The 2,766-nt window shown below is 35.6% G+C and carries 3 protein-coding genes and 1 pseudogene; all 4 read right to left on the bottom strand.

Features of this window, described 5'->3' with window-relative positions:
• Positions 1 to 377 precede the first annotated feature (377 nt).
• Entirely contained in the window at positions 378 to 1,250 is an 873-nt protein-coding gene (locus RHOW815_RS07700; protein ID WP_215217725.1) for a methionyl aminopeptidase, read from the bottom strand.
• A gap of 9 nt (positions 1,251 to 1,259) precedes the next feature.
• Positions 1,260 to 2,012 (bottom strand): tRNA pseudouridine(38-40) synthase TruA, encoded by a 753-nt coding sequence (gene truA / locus RHOW815_RS07695; protein WP_215217724.1) that lies wholly within the window; start codon positions 2,010 to 2,012, stop codon positions 1,260 to 1,262.
• A 7-nt stretch (positions 2,013 to 2,019) separates the two neighbouring features.
• Positions 2,020 to 2,619 (bottom strand): MarC family protein, encoded by a 600-nt coding sequence (locus tag RHOW815_RS07690; protein ID WP_215217723.1) that lies wholly within the window; start codon positions 2,617 to 2,619, stop codon positions 2,020 to 2,022.
• A 59-nt stretch (positions 2,620 to 2,678) separates the two neighbouring features.
• A pseudogene (locus RHOW815_RS07685) lies at positions 2,679 to 2,766 on the bottom strand (IS5/IS1182 family transposase); the annotation flags it as partial.

Here is a 2,766-nt window from a genome sequence, read left to right as displayed (position 1 = left end):
TTACTCCGGTTAATCTTCGGAATTTCTCGTTGTCTAAACTTTTTGCTTTTTCAAATTTCATCATGCCCTTACGTATTTTTAAGGGCATTATGTTATACAAGGGCTTTTTTATTTCCTAGTTTTGAAAGAGCTCTATTGTACTCTTTTATCCATATCCATTTACAGTTCTTCTAGACTATGATAAACTTTTTGCCTAAATGCTGATGCATAAAATTCATTTTGAATCGTCTGATGAAACTTCTATCGAGTAGATGCATAACCTCCATTATGCATACCTCAAATTAAGAGTTTGAGTGTATAAATATCTTTATAAAAAAAGAATAACATCTTCTTGCAAGATAGAGCAGTTTTTTCAAAAAAACCTAGTTATGCAATTCTTAATTTGAAATCAAACTAGTATAATCAGGAATTGTCAAAATTTCATAACCGGTTTCGGTAATTAAGAAGGTATGTTCCCATTGCGCGCTTGGTTTTCCATCAACTGTTCTACAGGTCCAATGGTCTTTATCAATATATCCACTGCGTGTACCCGCATTGATCATAGGTTCAATGGTTAAAGTCATTCCAGCAGTCAAAGGAATTTGGGAGTGATTATAATGATGAGCAACCTGTGGCTCTTCATGAAATCCAATCCCTACTCCGTGGCCTACAAATTGATCTACGACAGAGCAATTTTGAGAAGAAGCATAGGAATCAATGGCTTTACCAATCTCACATAGTTTATTTTTGGGCTTTAAAACCTGTGCTGCTCTATTTAAGCATTCTAAAGAAACATCAACTACTCTGCGTTTTTCAGCATCGATGGGTTCAAGAGCGACCATTTTACTACAGTCGCCATAGTATCCATTTAAAACACAAGCCACATCGATATTAATAATATCGCCCTGCTGCAAGGGAATATCATTGGGAATTCCATGACAAATCACATCGTTGAGCGATGTACAAATGTGTTTAGGAAAAGGCGGTTCTCCATATCCTATACAACAAGAGATCGCATTTTTTTCTTCAAACAGCTCTTTTGCATATCGATCTAGTTCATTTGTGGTAACCCCCACTTTTGTAATAGAGCAGAGTTTATCTAAAACGGTGGCAGCAAGCCTGCATGCATGACGAATGCCAACGATTTGCTCGTCATTTTTTAAAATGATTCCATATTTCTTTAAATACTGTTCTTTAAGGGGTTGTTCAGGATAGTGGCATTTTTTCCATTTTTTTTGACTACCACACCAACAGGGATCGTTACGCATCATTGTTTGACCTTAATAACATACTTTTTTTAATAATAAACCATGAGCAGGAGCGGTCATTCCTATACGAGAACGATCCTTGCTCATTAAAAAACCGGGAACCTGATTAACAGCTAGCTTAGAACAACCTATATACACTAAGGTTCCTACTAAATTACGAACCATTTTGTAGAGAAAGTGATCTCCGTGAATTATAAACCGCAATCTATCTTTAGAAAGAGGTACAATGGATAGCTTTTTCACATCGCAAATCACATTACGATCCCAATTAGGTTTTTGGTTACAGAAAGCTGAGAAGTCATGTTCTCCTACTAAACTATGAGCTGCTTTTTGCATAGAATCAAATTCTAAAAAACGAGGGAAATGCCAAGAAGTTCTGCGAAAAAAAGGATTTTGTATTTTCGCAAAGCATACGTGATACCAATATTCTTTTTTAACGCAGTTCAAAGTAGAGTGAAACTGCATAAAAGCTTCTTCTATATGTAAAACGGAAATAGTTTCATCTAAAAGAATATTGAGAGATCCTTGTAATTTGTATAAACAAATAGAGCTAGTTGTAAGGAAATGAACTACCTGTCCTTTTGCGTGTACCCCAGCATCTGTTCTACTTGCTGAAGACAAAAACACATCTTCTTGCAAGATTTGTTGTAGAACGTTTTGCAGACTTTCCTCAACGCTAGGACCTGCATTATTTTTCTGCCATCCTAAATAAGGAGCGCCGTCATAGGCGATGGTCATTTTAAGATTACGCTTTGTTTCTATCATAGCAAATTTAAACCGCTTTTAAAAACAGCTGGACTCCTTCTAAGAGCATTTGAATAGCAATTAAAATTAAAATTAAACCCATTAAGCGCTCTAAAGCAGAAATTCCTCTTTTTCCTATTAGCTTTTTTAAATAGCTAGATCCCAACAAGATTAATGTTGAAGGGAGCCAAGCAATAAAAATAGCACTAATAATGCTAAAATGATTCTCTGCTTGACCTGCATATAGCATTACAGCAGCTAATATAGCAGGCCCTGCTACCAGAGGGATTGCCAAAGGAACGATAAAAGGCTCCTTATCTACAATGTCTGTTACAGGTTCAGCCTGTGGGGGGAATATCATTTTTAGTGCAATTAAAAACAAAATTACTCCACCAGCAATGATAATAGTGGGCGTTTTAATATTTATGAAGTTTAAAATCATATCTCCTAAGAGTTCAAAAAGAATGATGACCCCTAAAGCAATCAACATTTCACGGAGAATAATGCGCTGTTGCTTCTTAGGCTCAAAGTTTTTAAGCAAAGAGGCAAATAAAGGGATATTACCTATAGAATCGATCATTAAAAAAAAGGTAAGCGTCATAGAAAGCACTTGGGGATTAGACTTCATAGAACCGTCCTCATATTTATTTTTTAGTCTACGTTATTTAATAGATTCTAAGAGCCTGTTTAAAATCTTTTCAAAAGTAGAGCAATAAAAGCAAGAACCACCATATTCAGGCTTGTATGTAGTTTTCTTTCGCAATTTTTCCATAGC

Origin of the sequence: Candidatus Rhabdochlamydia sp. W815 (assembly GCF_018642185.1) — a bacterium.
Lineage (GTDB): Bacteria > Chlamydiota > Chlamydiia > Chlamydiales > Rhabdochlamydiaceae > Rhabdochlamydia > Rhabdochlamydia oedothoracis.
This window is presented reverse-complemented; position numbering and strand designations above follow the sequence as displayed.

Excerpts from the sequence above, each read along its gene's own strand:
- RHOW815_RS07700 (WP_215217725.1), bottom strand. The coding sequence starts at position 1,250 with ATGATGCGTAACGATCCCTGTTGGTGTGGTAGTCAAAAAAAATGGAAA.
- truA (WP_215217724.1), bottom strand. The coding sequence starts at position 2,012 with ATGATAGAAACAAAGCGTAATCTTAAAATGACCATCGCCTATGACGGC.
- RHOW815_RS07690 (WP_215217723.1), bottom strand. The coding sequence starts at position 2,619 with ATGAAGTCTAATCCCCAAGTGCTTTCTATGACGCTTACCTTTTTTTTA.